The organism is Streptomyces sp. JH34 (genome assembly GCF_029428875.1).
GTDB lineage: Bacteria > Actinomycetota > Actinomycetes > Streptomycetales > Streptomycetaceae > Streptomyces.
Genome location: NZ_JAJSOO010000001.1, coordinates 3,769,739 through 3,782,939, shown reverse-complemented (window position 1 = coordinate 3,782,939; position 13,201 = coordinate 3,769,739). Strand labels below are relative to the sequence as shown.

The following is a 13,201-nucleotide window of genomic DNA, read 5'->3' as shown; positions in this document are numbered from 1 at the left end:
ATGCTGGGTTCCGTGTCATCACTTCCTCCACAGCCCCAACGCCCCCCGATCAGCGGCCACATGGTGGTCTGCGGCGACGACACCCTCGCCCGCCGGCTCGCCGTCGAGCTGCGCTACGTCTACGGGGAGCGGGTGACGCTCCTCGTCCCGCCGGGGCGCGACACCCGCAGGCCGGAACTGCCGCTGACCCAACGGGCGCGCGCGGGGGCCCTGTTCGGCCGGATGTCGGCGGCCATGAGCCGTAACGGAGGCGGCGGGGACGGCGACACCAACGCCGGGGTCGAGGCCGTCCGCATCATGGAGGCGCACGAGCCCTCCGACGACGTGCTGGAGGAGGCGGGCGTCGACCGGGCCGCCGCGCTCGCGCTCGTCTACGACGACGACGAGCTGAACATACGGGCGGCCCTGACGGCACGTCGGCTCAATCCCCGTCTGCGCCTCGTCATCCGGCTCTACAACCGCAAGCTCGGCCAGCACCTGGAGACGCTCCTCGACCAGGCGGCCGCCGTCTCCGTGCCTGGCCTCGACCCCGCCACGATGGACGCCTCCACCACCGTCCTGTCCGACGCGGACACCGTGGCCCCCGCGCTGGCCGCCACCGCGCTGACCGGGAGCAGCAAGGTGATCCAGGCCGAGGGCCTGCTCCTGCGAGCCGTCGAACGCACCCCGCCGCGGCCGGGCGAACTGGCCGACCCCGGACTGTGCACGCTGGCCCTGCTCTCCTCCACCAGCCAGGACCCGGCCGGCGCCGAGGGCTCCGACAGCAGCGGCGACGAGGGGCCCCAGCTGCTGCCCGACCGGGCGACGGTGAACGCCGCCACCGGCCGGGGCACGATCGTCCTGGAGGCCATCAGCCAGGCGGGGCCCGACCGGGCGCCGACCCGGATGGGAGGCAGGGGCGCGCCGCTCGGCACCGTCTTCTCGCGACGCCTGCGGTGGTCGGCCCTCGGTGTCGCGGCGGCCGTCGTCGCCCTGGCGGTCGCCTCCGTGATCACCACGGGCGACAGCCCGGTGCACGCCGCCTATCTGACGATGCTCGACCTGCTGGCGATGGGGGACCCCGCGGTCGAGGACACCGACACCGACTCCCGCCAGGTCATCCAGCTGCTCTCCGGCATGGCCGGGCTCCTGCTGCTGCCGCTGCTCGTCGCCGCCGTCCTGGAGGCCTTCGGCTCGCTGCGCAACGCCTCCTCGCTGCGCCGCCCACCACGCGGTCTTTCCGGCCACGTGGTCCTGCTGGGGCTGGGCAAGATCGGCACGCGGGTCCTGGTGCGGCTGCGCGAGCTGGACATCCCGGTGGTGGTCGTCGAGGAGGACCCGGAGGCGCGCGGCATCCCGCTGGCCCGCAGTCTGCACGTCCCGACGGTCCTGGGCGACGTGACCCAGGAGGGTGTGCTGGAGGCGGCCAAGATCCGCCGGGCGCGCGCCCTGCTCGCCCTCACGAGCATCGACACCACGAACCTCGAGGCCGCGCTGTACGCCCGCTCGCTGAAGCCGGACCTGAGGGTGGCGCTGCGTCTGTACGACGACGAGTTCGCCACCGCCGTCTACCGCACCCTGCGCACGGCGCACCCGGGGGCCCTGACCCGTTCCCGCTCCGTGTCCCATCTGGCCGCGCCGTCGTTCGCGGTCGCCATGATGGGCCGGCAGATCCTGGGAGCGGTCCCGGTGGAGCGCAAGGTGATGCTGTTCGCCGCCCTGGAGGTGTCGGGTCACCCCCAGCTGGAGGGCCGGACCGTCGACCAGGCGTTCCGGGCGGGTGCCTGGCGGGTCCTGGCCCTGGACGCCACCCCGCCCGCCGACCGGCTCCCGGACCTGGGCGCCGTACCGCCGTACGACCCGCTCGACCCGGCGGGTCCGGGTGCCCCGGACCGTCCCTCCGGCCTGGTCTGGGACCTGCACCCGGGCTATGTGCTGCGTGCGGAGGACCGGGTGGTGATCGCTGCGACCCGGCGCGGTCTGGCCGAGCTGCTGCGCGGGCGGCGCTCGGTGGCCCGCCGCTGAGCCGTGGCGGCGGGCCGGGGGTGGGGGCACCGGTGGCGGCACGGGTGCCCCCACCGGTGCCGTGGAGGTCAGCGGGACATTCCCATCGCCTCCCGCACCTCCTCCAGGGTCGTCTCGGCCACGGCGTTCGCCCGCTCGTTCCCGGCACGCAGCACGCCTCGTACGTACCCCATGTCCTGCGCGTACTCGGCGCGCCGGGCGCGGATCGGGGCCATCGCCGCGTTGACGGCCTCCGTCACGGTCCGCTTGAGGCCGGCGGCGCCGCTGTTCCCGATCTCCTCGGCGACCGCGTGCGGGTCGCGGCCCAGGCAGAGCGCCGCCAGCAGCACGAGGCTCGACACCCCCGGCCGCCGCTCGGGCTCGTAGGTGATGTGCCGCTCGGCGTCGGTGGTGGCTCCCTTGATCAGCCGGGCGGTCTCGTCGGCACCGGCCCCGAGCGCGATGGAGTTGCCCCGGCTCTTGCTCATCTTGGTGGCGTCGGTGCCGAGCAGCAGGGGTGCGGCCGAGAGCAGTGCGTCGGGCTCGGGGAAGACCTTCCCGTACCGCTCGTTGAAGCGTCTGGCCACGGTGCGGGTGATCTCCAGGTGCGGCAGCTGGTCCTGGCCGACGGGTACGAGGTTGCCCTTGCAGAACAGGATGTCGGCGGCCTGGTGCACCGGGTAGGTGTACATGAGACCGCTGACGGCGGACTGCCGGGAGTGGGCGATCTCGTCCTTCACGGTGGGGTTGCGGCCGAGTTCGGCGACGGACACGAGGGACAGGAACGGCAGCAGCAGCTGGTTGAGCGCCGGGACCGCGCTGTGGTTGAAGACCGTCGCGCGGGCGGGGTCGATCCCGATGGCGAGATAGTCCAGCAGCAACCCCTCCACATGCTCGGTGAGCCGCTCGGCGACGTCGCGGTCCGTGAGGACCTGGTAGTCGGCGATGAGCACGAAGACGTCCACACCGAGGTCCTGGAGACGCACCCGGTTGTGGAGGGTGCCGAAGTAGTGCCCGAGGTGCAGCGCGCCGGTGGGCCGGTCCCCGGTGAGGACGCGGAAGCGGCCGGGGTCGCGGGCGAGCCGCGCCTCCAGCTCGGCGCTGCGGCGCGCGGCGGGGCTGACGGGCAGGTCGGTGGTCATGGTCACGGGGGTCTCCTCGCCGGTGGTCTACACGTGGAGGACGGCCCGCCATGGGGTGCCGGGGCAACAGAAAAGGGCCGTCCTCGTCGAACGGCCCTGGTTCCGCGCAGATGAAGGTGGCCGCTCCTAGGAGGAGCGCCACCAGTTCCGGCACGGTACGGAGGTCATGGCGCCGAGTGTAGCGTGCACCGGCCTTCGGAGACCGGGTCCGGCGTCGTTCGCGGCCGCGTCCCTGCCGTGCACGCAGGGGCTGGGAGCGGTCGCACGATCGCTGTCGGCCGGCGTGTCCTCCCAGGTGGAACGGGTATGCGGCGCGGTCGCGCGGCCCCTGGGGAGGCCAGCGGAATAGGTGACGGGGGGACTCCGTTGTAGGGTGTGTCCAGGTAGTTCAACGTTCAACCAAACGCATCACCTATGGAGGCGGGCGCCATGCAGTTCGGGATCTTCACCGTCGGGGATGTCACCACCGACCCCACGACCGGTACGACACCGAGCGAGAACGAGCGGATCAAGGCGACCCTGGCGATCGCGCTGAAGGCCGAGGAAGTGGGCCTGGACGTCTTCGCGACCGGTGAGCACCACAACCCGCCGTTCGTCCCGTCCTCGCCGACGACCACGCTCGGCTACATCGCCGCCCGCACCGAGAAGCTGATCCTCTCCACCTCCACCACGCTGATCACCACCAACGACCCGGTGAAGATCGCCGAGGACTACGCCACGCTCCAGCACCTGGCCGACGGCCGGGTCGACCTGATGATGGGCCGCGGCAACACCGGGCCGGTCTACCCCTGGTTCGGCAAGGACATCCGCCAGGGCATCCCGCTCGCGATCGAGAACTACGCGCTGCTCCACAAGCTGTGGCGCGAGGACGTCGTCGACTGGGAGGGGAAGTTCCGCACCCCGCTGCAGTCCTTCACCGCGACCCCGCGCCCGCTGGACGGCGTCCCGCCGTTCGTCTGGCACGGCTCCATCCGCTCCCCCGAGATCGCCGAGCAGGCCGCCTACTACGGCGACGGGTTCTTCCACAACAACATCTTCTGGCCCATGGAGCACACCAAGAAGATGGTCGACCTCTACCGGCGCCGCTACGCCCACTACGGGCACGGCACCGCCGAGCAGGCCATCGTGGGCCTCGGCGGCCAGGTGTTCATGAGGAAGAACTCGCAGGACGCGGTACGGGAGTTCCGCCCGTACTTCGACAACGCGCCGGTCTACGGCCACGGGCCCTCGCTGGAGGACTTCACCCAGCAGACCCCGCTGACCGTCGGCTCGCCGCAGGAGGTCATCGACCGGACGCTGTCCTTCCGTGAGGAGGTCGGCGACTACCAGCGCCAGCTCTTCCTGATGGACCACGCGGGACTGCCGCTGAAGACGGTCCTGGAGCAGCTGGACCTCCTGGGCGAGGAGGTCGTGCCCGTACTGCGCAAGGAGTTCGCCCGCCTGCGCCCGGCCGGAGTGCCGGACGCCCCCGTCCACCCGGCGGTCGCCGCCGCCCGTGCCGCCTCCACCGCGGACCCGAAGGAGCTCTGAGCCACGTGCAGACCACCGCCCCCCTGAGGATCGTCGCCGTCGCCGCCGGTCTCAGCAGCCCCTCGTCCACCCGGCTGCTGGCCGACCGGCTCGCCGAGGCCACCCGCGAGACGCTGGAGGCAGGGCAGGACCGGCGCGTCGAGATCGAGGTCGTCGAGCTGCGCGACCTGGCCGTCGACATCGCCAACCACCTGGTCACCGGCTTTCCGTCGGCCGCCCTGAAGAAGGCGATCGAAGCGGTGACCGGGGCGGACGGCCTGATCGCGGTGACGCCCGTGTTCACCGCGTCGTACAGCGGGCTGTTCAAGTCGTTCTTCGACCTGGTCGAGAACACCGCGCTGACCGGCAAGCCCGTCGTCGTCGCGGCGACCGGGGGGACCCCCCGGCACTCGCTGGTCCTGGAACACGCGCTGCGCCCGCTCTTCGCCTACCTGCGGGCCGTGGTCCTGCCGACGTCCGTGTACGCGGCGTCGGAGGACTGGGGCTCGCACGGGGACGAGTACACCGAGGGTCTGCCCTCCCGGATCCGGCGCGCGGGCGGCGAGCTCGCCTCCGCCGTCACCGGGCGGACCGTCTCCGGCGCATCCCGGGCCCTCACCCTCGACGACGGCGAGGACGCGGTCGTCCCGTTCGCGCAGCAACTCGCCGACCTGCGCATCAGCTGACCGGACGTCCGGGGGCCGACACGGCCCCCGGACGTTCCACTTGACTAGAGTTGATGCCGGTATGCCGTAAATGTTCGAGCACGCTGGAGGCAGACATGGGCAGGATCGTCGTGGGCGTCGACGGATCGGACGCATCGATCAAGGCGCTGCGCTGGGCCGTACGCCAGGCCGAGCTGACCGGCGACACCGTCGAGGCGGTCAACAGCTGGGAGTACCCCGCGACCAGCTGGGGCTCACTGATGCCGGGCCTGCCGGAGGACTTCGACCCGCAGGCGGTGGCGACCGTGGCGCTCAACGAGGCGCTGGAGGAGGCACTCGGCGCCGAGGGCGCTGCGGCGGTGGACAAGATCGTCGTGATCGGCAACCCCGCACTGTCCCTGCTGGAACGTGCCAGGGGTGCGAACCTGCTGGTCGTCGGCGCCCGTGGGTACAGCGGCTTCAAGGCCACCCTGCTCGGTTCGGTCAGTCTCCACGTCACCCAGCACGCCACCTGCCCGGTCACCGTCGTACGCGACTGACCGGCCGGAACCTCCCGACCCGCGGCCGGGCCCTTCGCGGGGCCCGGCCGGTCGTGTGCCGGCCCCGCGAGGTGATGCGGCTGATCACCCGGTCGAAGTCCTCCGTGGGTGAGAGGCCCACGAACGCGCAGTCCTCCAGGACCTCGGGCACGTGCCCCCGGCGATGCCGGCCACGGCAGCTGCGGGTCAGTCCTCGCGCGTGTAGTAGGCGTAGAACATCGTGCAGGACATCCCGGCGGCCAGTACGAGTCCGAGCAGACCCGACGCCAGCACGCTGTTGCCGTGCAGGCTGTAGAGGAAGCCGACCGTGCCCCCGGTCAGCACGCCGTACGCCGCGGCACGCAGCTCGCGCGGCAGGGACCACCTGGCCCGCACGAGTGCGTAGCAGAGCACCGCGAAGGCCACCCCGGAGATGACACCGAGCCAGATCTGCCCGTCGGTGGTCGCGCCGCCGTCCCGCTTGATGAAGAAGGCCCAGAAGCCGACGATCACACCCAGGACGAGGGGCATCGCCCAGGAGAGCGGGCCGTGCCCGTGGTGCGCCGGGGTGCTGGGCCGCGTCCGTCGGCGCGCCGGCATCGTTGCGTGTGCGGCCATGGCGCCCACTCCTTCCGTCCGCCCCCGTCCCTGTGTTCCTCCCAGCGCACACCCGGCCGGGCCGCCCGGCAACTCGAATGGCGTACGGCTCCCGGCGGCCCGGCCCCGCACGGGATTGGCTGGTGCCTGTGCGGACCTCCCTCTCAGCGGCCCTCTCGGCGGTGCTGCTCGTCCTGATCGGCGTGCTGGTCCCGTTCGGCGCGCTCTCGGCATGGGTCGACCTGGAACTCGACGACACCGACCGGTATGTCGCCGCCGTCTCTCCACTGGCCTCCGACGCCGAGGTGCGGGACACCGTGGCCGGCCTGGTCGCGGACGAGGCGTTGAAGAACATCGACCTCGGGCCCCTCCAGGACACGGCCGAGGAGTTCCTCCACGACACCGCCCGGTCGTTCACCACGACCGAGGCGTTCCGGCGCGCCTGGGACAGCGCGAACCGGACGGCGCACCAGGCCGTGGCCGCCTCACTGCACGGGGACGACGGACAGGCGGTCGTCATCGACCTGGCGCCGGTGATCGCGGAGGTCAAGAAGGAGCTGGTCGACGAAGGGGTGCCGTTCGCCGATCAGATCCCGGTCGTGGAGACCTCGATCACCGTGCTCTCCGCCGACCGGGCCGACGAGCTGCGGTCCTCGTTCCGGTGGCTTCGCTACTGCGGTGTCTGGCCGGCCGTCGGCACGGTGGTGCTGCTCGTCATGGTGCCGGGTCTCGCCTTCGTGCGCGGGGGCCGACGGGCGGGCCTGACGGCCGTGGCCGTGGCGGGCGGCGGCCTGGTGCTCGGCGCGGCCCTGCTGCGGATCGCCGTCGCCGTGGGACGCGACCGGGTGCTGGACCAGGTACCGGGTACCGACCGGGGCGCGGCCGCCGCCGTGTACGACGCCCTGACCGCCTCCCTGCGGACGACGGTGTGGATCGTGCTCCTCGTGGGGGCGGTCCTGGCCGTCGGCGGCGTGGTGGGGCGGGTCCTGACCGGCCGGCGGGGGTAGCCGGGCCCTCCTCCCCGGATCCGAAGTGCGGGGGTGCGCGGGCCGGGCGACAGTGGGATGCGTGAGAGCAGGGGGCGACTGGGAGGTCTGCCGTATGCGAGCCATCGCCGTCAGCGCGTTCCGTGCGGAGCCCGGCCTCGTCGAACTGCCGAAGCCCGGCCCCGAAGCGGGCGAGGTGCGTGTGAAGGTCGAGTACGCGGCGCTCAACCCGCTCGACTGGCAGACCGCGGACGGCACTGCGGACGGTGCGCTGACGCACGTGTTCCCGTTCGTCCTGGGCACCGACTTCGCCGGCCGGGTGGACATGATCGGCAGCGGCCACAACACCTTCCGGGTGGGTGACGCGGTCTTCGGCCGGGTGACGGCGCCTCCGCTCGGGCGGTGCGGTGCGTACGCCGAATACCTGTGCGTCCCCCAGGACTCCCCGATCGCCCTGGTCCCGCGCGACATGCCGCTCCAGGCCGCCGCCGCGCTCCCGTCGGCCGGGACGACCGCCGCGCAGATCCTGTCGAGCACCGCCGTGCGCGGCGGACTGAGCCTGCTCGTCGTCGGGGCGACGGGCGGTGTCGGCAGCTTCCTGACCCAGCTCGCGGCAGCCCGCGGGACGGCGGTCGTCGCCGCCGTACGGGGTGATGAGGAACGGCGCATGAGGACGCTCGGAGCCACCGCCACCATCGACACGACCTGCGGTCCCGAAGCGTCGGCGACCGCGGTGCGCGCTCTGTATCCGGAGGGGGTCGACGCGCTGGTCGACCTCGTCTCCACGGACACCGCCTCCTTCGCCGCGTACGCCGCCCTGCTGCGTGACGGCGGCGTCGCGGTCACCACCCGGAGCGTGGCGGCTCCGCCGGGTGTCGCCTGGTCCGACTACCGGCTCGCCCCCACCGCGGCGCTGCTGGACGAACTGGCCTCGGCGGTGGCACGCGGGGAGCTGGCCGTGCCTCTCGACATGGAGCTCCCCCTGGAGAAGGCGCCACAGGCACTGGCCCAGAACCGCGCGGGCGGTGCCCGCGGCAAGACCGTCTTCGCCGTCTGAAGGACACCGGACCGGGAGAGAACCATGGCCGACCAGGACATCTTCGAGAACATCGACGAACTGATCACCGAGGAACGCGCCCTGCGCGCCCGCTCCACCGCTGAGCTGGGCCTCTCCGCCGAGGAGCGTTCACGGCTGGGCGAGGTCGAGGTCCGGCTGGACCAGTGCTGGGACCTGCTGCGTCAGCGGCGCGCACTCAGCGAGTACGGCGAGGACCCCTCGGAGGCGAGGGTACGGCCCGCCGGCGAGGTGGAGGGCTACCGGAGTTAGGGGGCATCCGGATCGTGCCGGGCCCGCGGAGCCTGGAGACCTTCCATCTCGCGGCGGTCCCGCTTGGTCGGGCGGCCCGTGCCCCGGTCGCGGACCGGGACCTGGATCGCCGTCTCGCGCGGCGGCGGGGGCGGGCTGTTGTCGACGAAGCACTCGGCCGCCACCGGGGGCCCCACCCGCTTCCTCACGATCCTGGAGACGACCACGATCCGGTCCCGGCCCGCGTGCCGCAGCCGCACCTCGTCGCCCGTACGCAGGGCCTGGGCGGGCTTGGCCCGCTCGCCGTTGACCCGCACATGTCCCGCACGGCAGGCGGCAGCCGCCTGCGACCGGGTCTTCGTCAGCCGGACCGCCCAGATCCAGGCGTCGACCCGGACGCTTCCCTCCGCCTGCGGCGCCTCACCGGAAACCATGCGTACGACTCTAATGCGGTGAGGCGCCCCGGACGGGTCAGGAACCGAAGTCGCCGATGACCTCGGACATGTTGTAGCTGTACATCTCCCGCTTGCACGCGGGGCACGCGGTGGTCGGCGCGTGCTCCCCGAGGGAGTAGAGCTGCGGGGCGAAGCCGTCACCGCGGCCGTGGGCGAGGTAGAAGTCCTCCGGCCCGACCGAGGACTGCAGCACCTTCGGGTTCCCGGCCAGCTGTGGCGTACCGCCCACCGTCTGCTCGGTGGCCTGGAGCAGCCGCCCGTTGCTGGACGCGTTGCTGCGGTGGAAGTACCACTTGCCGTCGTACCGCGTCGCGCCCTGCATCTTGTGCCACAGGTCCTCGCCGTTGAAGACGGTGCCCGCCGGCAGCCCGTAGGCGAGGTCGGCACCGGCGGTCGTCCCGGCCGCGCCCTCGACGGCGGCGGTCAGAGCCGTCATCGGATAGGTGCCGACACGGCCCGTGCTGTCGCCGCCGTTGTTGTGGTTGCAGTACTCACCGAGGATCAGGTGATCCGTGTCCGTCCGGTCCAGCGAGATGTACGAGGCCTTCGGGCGACCGGTGGCGTAGCACTGGTTGCCCTTGGTGGTCCCGCCGTTCTTCGCCGTGGTGAACTTCAGCGTGGCGACCTGGGGCATGACGTACCGGTAGCCGTAGCCGTACCAGACGTTGCTCTGACGGCCGACCCGCTTCTTGTCCAGCACATCACTGACCAGGCCGTCCGGGGTCGGGTCGTTGACGTCGGCGTCGTTGTCCGGGTTGAGGTCCATGATCTTGCGCAGGTCGAAGACGCGCATGCCGTTGGCGGTGTCGGCGACGTAGAGGTGGTTGCCGTACCAGACCATGCCGCCCGCGTGGATGCCCTGCTGCGCCTTGCAGGAGTCCGTCACGGTGGACGTGCACGTGCCCTCACGGGCGTGCAGCGCGTCGAAGGAGATGTGGTCCTTGGAGTTGACGTAGGGCCAGACCAGCAGCACATGGCGGTACATCTGGGTGGCCTGGTTGAAGAAGCTGACCCTGATGCCCTTCTCGTTGCAGGCGTCGGAGGCGGATTCCTGGACGCAGTTGTCCCGGCCCGAGGTGAGGTCGCTGCGGCCCGGGTTGGAGTCGTCGTAACCGGCCACGGCGATCGGCTCGGCGTTCGACGAGCCCCAGTCCTCGTCCTCCTGCGCGTCCGAGACGCCGGTGATCGCCTGCGGGATCCACTCCGTGGACGTGGCGTCGTCGCTCTTCCAGCAGATGCGGTGGTTCACGGCGAGATCAGGGCCGTAGATGCCGGTGCTCCCGCATGCGCCCTCCCAGCCCGCGGGGCGGTTGGCCTGCTCCATGAGCTCGGTGAGGCCCTGCTTGGGCAGCGCGGCGTCCAGTTCGTTCACCAGGCCGGTGAGAGAGGAACCCGCGGCAAGCTTGAAGTCCCCGGCGCGGCCGGGGACCGGAGCCGGCAGCACCTCTGCGGGTGCCAGGCGGGAGGCGGACCCGTCGGGGCCGGCCAGGTCGTCCTGCTCGCCCTCGGGAGCGTCCTCGAATCCGTCGTCCGGCATTCCCTCGTGACCGGGCACGGGGTCGTCGGCGGCGATGGTGCCAGGGGCTCCGGCGGGCGTGGCGGCGGCACCCGCCGCCGGCACGAATGCCGAAAGCAGCGCGCCTGCCGCCACGGCACAGGCCGCGAGGCGTGTCCTGCGGGATGGTCGTCCCATGTGGGGGGCCCTTCGTGAGTGCGTACGGATCCGCCGGCGCACCTGATCCGTGATCAGGTGCGCCGGCCGGTCACGCTAGCAACGCGACTCGATCCCCCGTCCGCACATTTGGACGACACCCATCAGGCATGCACCTGACGGACACAGGCCGTAGGACCGCTTCCGCTTCAGACGCCGATGTCGCCGCCGTCCTTGCGCCAGACGGCGACGACCGACGGGCGGACGATCCTGCCCGGCCCGTCCGGCCAGGTGCTCGCCGGCTTCTCGACGGAGGCACCGTCGACCTCCCCCGGGTGCTGGACGGCGACGAGGACACGCCGGTCCTGGATCACCGGCCCGCAGGTCTCGGCGCCGGTGGGGACGGTCAGGAACTGCTTCAGCTCACCGCGCCGTTCGCCCAGCGTCGCGACGCCGAACAGGCCGTCGTGCGAACCGAGCTGGTTCCCGTCCGTCGAGATCCACAGGTTGCCGTGGTCGTCGAAGGCCACGTTGTCCGGGCAGGAGATGGGGCTGACCTTCTCCTTGGGGAAGCCGGAGAAGTACGTCGCCGGGTCCTCCGGGTCGCCCGCGACGAGGAAGAGCCGCCAGGCGAAGCCGTCACCCGCGGGGTCGTCCCAGTGCTCCGCGAGTTCCAGGATCTGGCCGTGCTTGTTGGCGTTGCGCGGGTTGGCCTCGTCCGCGCCCGCCTTGCCCGCCTTGCCGCGGTCGGTGTTGTTGGTCAGGGCGACGTAGACCCGGCCGGTGCGCGGTGAGGGCTCGACGTCCTCGGGGCGGTCCATCTTCGTCGCGCCGACCTTGTCACCGGCCAGGCGGGTGAAGACGTACACCTCCTCGGCCGTCATGCCCGGGACGTGCGAGGTCGTGCCCGTGGCGAGCGGTATCCACACACCGCTCCCGTCGAACTCGCCGTCGGACGGCAGCTTGCCCGTGCCGTCGAGCTCCGCGGCCGGGGAGTCCCCGGTCAGCTTGGCGACGTACAGCGTGCCCTCGTCCAGGAGCGTCAGGTTGTGCTCGCGGGCGGCTCGGGAGTCGCCCTTCTTCATCCGCTTGCTGGAGACGAACTTGTAGAAGTAGTCGAACCGTTCGTCGTCACCCATGTAGACCACGGGGCGGCCGTCCGCGGTCAGCCGGGGCTGCGCCGCCTCGTGCTTGAACCGGCCGAGCGCGGTCCGCTTGCGGGGGGTCGAGTCGGGGTCGTACGGATCGAGCTCGACGACCCAGCCGAAGCGGTGTGCCTCGTTGGGCTCCTGCGCCAGGTCGAAGCGCTTGTCGAACCGCTCCCACTTGCGCTCCGTCGCGGCCGTGCCGATGCCGTACCGCTTGTCGGTGTCGCTGGAACCGTTGGCGAAGTACTGGTTGAAGTTCTCCTCGCCGTGCAGCGTGGTGCCCCACGGAGTGGTGCCGCCCGCGCAGTTGTTGAGGGTGCCGAGCACCTTGCGGCCGGTGCGGTCGGCGGAGGTGCGGAGCAGCGGACTGCCCGCGGCCGGGCCGGTGACCCGGAATTCGCTGGTCGCGGTGAGACGGCGGTTCAACGGGTGGCGGCTGACCGGCGCGAGCTTGCCGGTGCGGTTCTCCTCCTGGACGACTACCACGGAGAGTCCGTGTGCCGCCCACGCGATCTCGACCTGCTCGCGGGTGGGGTCGGCCGGATCGTATCCACGGAACATCAGGATCTCGTCCGTGTACTCGTGGTTGGCGACCAGCACCTGCCGGCCGCGCTCCCCCCGGAGCGGGAGCAGCGAGAGGAAGTCGTTGTTGTAACCGAACTGGCCCGCCTGCGCCTTCGCGGACTGCTTGTCCGGATCGAAGGCGGGAGCGCCGCGCAGGATCGGCTCGCCCCAGCGGATCACGACGTTCTGGCCGTAGCCGTCGGGGACCGTGACCCGGTCGTCCTTGTTGGGCGCCACGGCGGCGAAGCGCAGGCCCCGGGCGCCCGGGGCGGTGGGCTTCGGCCTGCCGCCCGAACGGCCCGCGAGCGGTGCGGCCTCGGCGTCCGGAACGGCCGGACCTGCGAGAGCGGCGGTCCCGGCGGCGGTGGCCACGGTGACCACGGCCGCCGCCCGCATCATCGAACGGCGTGACAGGGCACCGGCGATGATGTCGCCGGCGTACTCGTTGTCGCTGGTGTTCGGGATCTCCTGGAAGCAGGCGTCACCGCAGCGGTAGCGGCAGGTCAGCGCAGAGCGCCCGCCCGGGTGCGAGCCAATGAGCGGCAGCAGGTTGCGCACGTTTTCGTCCCTCCGTCTGTGTGTCACGCGTGACGGTAGGTGCGGATCCACGCCATACGTGGGACTGCCGGTGAACAGAGGGTGAAGTCCGGGACACCGCTGCCCTTCCGGCCGTTGGG

12 protein-coding genes are annotated in these 13,201 nt (G+C 71.9%); 7 read left to right on the top strand and 5 right to left on the bottom strand.

Annotated features, from left to right (window positions below):
- Nucleotides 1-2,004, top strand: a complete 2,004-nt coding sequence (locus LWJ43_RS16810; protein WP_277333050.1) for an NAD-binding protein — start codon at nucleotides 1-3, stop codon at nucleotides 2,002-2,004.
- 68 nt (nucleotides 2,005-2,072) lie between these two features.
- Here LWJ43_RS16810 and trpS read toward each other — a convergent pair whose 3' ends face one another.
- The gene (trpS, locus tag LWJ43_RS16805) at nucleotides 2,073-3,131 is read right to left on the bottom strand and encodes a tryptophan--tRNA ligase (RefSeq protein WP_462100888.1); all 1,059 of its coding nucleotides are present in this window, start codon (nucleotides 3,129-3,131) and stop codon (nucleotides 2,073-2,075) included.
- A gap of 423 nt (nucleotides 3,132-3,554) precedes the next feature.
- On the opposite strand from trpS, the gene LWJ43_RS16800 reads away from it, so the two are divergent.
- From LWJ43_RS16800 to LWJ43_RS16790, 3 genes are all read left to right on the top strand, one after another.
- Nucleotides 3,555-4,655, top strand: coding sequence for an LLM class flavin-dependent oxidoreductase (locus LWJ43_RS16800; protein ID WP_277333049.1), 1,101 nt, complete (start codon nucleotides 3,555-3,557; stop codon nucleotides 4,653-4,655).
- A gap of 5 nt (nucleotides 4,656-4,660) precedes the next feature.
- Nucleotides 4,661-5,320 (top strand): FMN reductase, encoded by a 660-nt coding sequence (locus LWJ43_RS16795; RefSeq protein WP_277333048.1) that lies wholly within the window; start codon nucleotides 4,661-4,663, stop codon nucleotides 5,318-5,320.
- A 95-nt stretch (nucleotides 5,321-5,415) separates the two neighbouring features.
- Nucleotides 5,416-5,838 (top strand): universal stress protein, encoded by a 423-nt coding sequence (locus LWJ43_RS16790; protein ID WP_277333047.1) that lies wholly within the window; start codon nucleotides 5,416-5,418, stop codon nucleotides 5,836-5,838.
- A gap of 186 nt (nucleotides 5,839-6,024) precedes the next feature.
- On the opposite strand, the gene LWJ43_RS16785 is transcribed toward LWJ43_RS16790, so the two are convergent.
- A complete protein-coding gene (locus LWJ43_RS16785; protein WP_277333046.1) occupies nucleotides 6,025-6,435 on the bottom strand; it encodes a hypothetical protein in 411 nt (136 codons plus the stop codon).
- 77 nt (nucleotides 6,436-6,512) lie between these two features.
- On the opposite strand from LWJ43_RS16785, the gene LWJ43_RS16780 reads away from it, so the two are divergent.
- The 3 genes from LWJ43_RS16780 to LWJ43_RS16770 all read left to right on the top strand — a co-directional run bounded on the left by LWJ43_RS16780 (nucleotide 6,513) and on the right by LWJ43_RS16770 (nucleotide 8,727).
- Entirely contained in the window at nucleotides 6,513-7,421 is a 909-nt protein-coding gene (locus LWJ43_RS16780) for a hypothetical protein (protein ID WP_277333045.1), read from the top strand.
- Between the two features lie 94 nt (nucleotides 7,422-7,515).
- Nucleotides 7,516-8,457, top strand: a complete 942-nt coding sequence (locus LWJ43_RS16775; RefSeq protein ID WP_277335908.1) for an NADP-dependent oxidoreductase — start codon at nucleotides 7,516-7,518, stop codon at nucleotides 8,455-8,457.
- Between the two features lie 24 nt (nucleotides 8,458-8,481).
- On the top strand, nucleotides 8,482-8,727 hold the full coding sequence (locus LWJ43_RS16770) for a DUF2630 family protein (protein WP_277333044.1): 246 nt from the start codon (nucleotides 8,482-8,484) through the stop codon (nucleotides 8,725-8,727).
- Here LWJ43_RS16770 and LWJ43_RS16765 read toward each other — a convergent pair.
- From LWJ43_RS16765 to LWJ43_RS16755, 3 genes are all read right to left on the bottom strand, one after another.
- Complete coding sequence (locus LWJ43_RS16765; protein WP_277333043.1) at nucleotides 8,724-9,140, bottom strand: RNA-binding S4 domain-containing protein; 417 nt, start codon at nucleotides 9,138-9,140, stop codon at nucleotides 8,724-8,726. The genes LWJ43_RS16770 and LWJ43_RS16765 overlap by 4 nt on opposite strands.
- Nucleotides 9,141-9,177: 37 nt before the next feature.
- Nucleotides 9,178-10,854 carry a hypothetical protein gene (locus LWJ43_RS16760; RefSeq protein WP_277333042.1) on the bottom strand — a complete coding sequence of 559 codons (1,677 nt, stop codon included), beginning with the start codon at nucleotides 10,852-10,854 and terminating at the stop codon, nucleotides 9,178-9,180.
- Between the two features lie 167 nt (nucleotides 10,855-11,021).
- On the bottom strand, nucleotides 11,022-13,082 hold the full coding sequence (locus LWJ43_RS16755) for a PhoX family protein (protein WP_277333041.1): 2,061 nt from the start codon (nucleotides 13,080-13,082) through the stop codon (nucleotides 11,022-11,024).
- Nucleotides 13,083-13,201: the final 119 nt, after the last annotated feature.